Source organism: Faecalispora jeddahensis, from assembly GCF_000577335.1.
GTDB lineage: Bacteria > Bacillota > Clostridia > Oscillospirales > Acutalibacteraceae > Faecalispora > Faecalispora jeddahensis.
In genome coordinates, this window is record NZ_CBYL010000097.1 from 1 (window position 1) to 1,303 (window position 1,303).

2 protein-coding genes are annotated in these 1,303 nt (G+C 34.2%); both read left to right on the forward strand.

The features are described 5' to 3' along the window. Positions 1-323 precede the first annotated feature (323 nt). A complete protein-coding gene (locus TY09_RS17465) occupies positions 324-671 on the forward strand; it encodes a hypothetical protein (RefSeq protein WP_042437067.1) in 348 nt (115 codons plus the stop codon). Between the two features lie 54 nt (positions 672-725). Beyond that, positions 726-1,130: a hypothetical protein gene (locus TY09_RS17470; RefSeq protein WP_042437069.1), complete on the forward strand. Its 405-nt coding sequence runs from the start codon at positions 726-728 to the stop codon at positions 1,128-1,130. The last annotated feature ends 173 nt before the right edge of the window (positions 1,131-1,303 follow it).

Sequence of the window (1,303 nt, forward strand, 5' to 3'; positions counted from 1 at the left end):
TCCCTCACATCTCAATCTTGATCCGCTTCATTTGAAATTCGTCGTCACACAAAAACCTACAATTTAAACAGATAGATACCATACCGGATCTGTTGCGTGAGATATTGGAAGTAAAGAACGTACTGGGACACCAGATTCATAAGTGAGAATATAAAAGTTGGAAAAGCAGAATGAATGATGGTATTTTTTGGTCGTTGTAAAGCATGGTATGATAAGATATAATGGAAGAAAATCTCAATGATTTCGACAAAAAATTCATTATGTAATCCCGATTAAAGAGGATTGCATATGCATCCTTAAAACTTTCAATATGAGGCGAGAAAATGGACAGAAAAGAACGAATAGAGTATTTGATCATAACATTGTGTGTGTTAATTACTGGCTTTATCATATATGGAAATGTTGGAAGCATGGGAGCATTTAATCTCAATAAGACACAGTCATTTTTATATTTTGGGTGTATGGGTGGATTTGGGTTTAGCGCTATACTTTCCGCTATTATCTTTGCATTTCGTTTCTTTTCTACAAAGACATTGATATTCAAGATTGTAGCCGCTTTATTGTGGCCAATTACTTTTGCCTGCGTAGTATTTATTGGCTTCCTCGGTTTTATACCTTATCAGATATACAACATTATAAAAATCATTACCGATAAAGATTTAGAAAATTAAATAAAATGGGCAGCCCCTTTTTCTCTTAATTTACATATAAGGGGATGTAATTATTTGAATAAAAATATTGAAGAGAAGATCATTTCTGCTTTTATTATAAAGCAGAAAAAGGAAAGAGCAAAGTTTGAGCTTTGGAACGAAAAGAAACGGGAACGGTTTATATGGGATATAACAGAACGTAAATATTTTGATGAAAAATACGCACATAAAATTGATCTTTCCGGTTTTTCCATAGAAGTTCTTTATCAATTTTTGAATGAACATGGCGCGCCAGACGATTGTTATCCTCTGTCCATTGATAACAATTATGATGGAATCTCTCTCCCTTTAAAATTTGCTCTGGAACATCTTGTTTATGATGGTCCTGTTCTGATTTCCTGTATCCATGGAAAACTGGCTTATTTAGAAGGAGAGCCTACGATTGGACCTCCGAACCGGTACTTACTGATTCGAAAATAACCAGCATTATTCAAAACACTTGATTAAAAGCCTTCCGCATCAAATGAGATAGCAGAAGGCTTTTTATTATAATATAAAATTAGAAGAGGCGATCACCCTTGATCGGAGCAAGGCTTATTTTACACAGTACTGTCAAGGAGACTTCCCTAATCTTTTTTGTTAGTTCTTCAAAA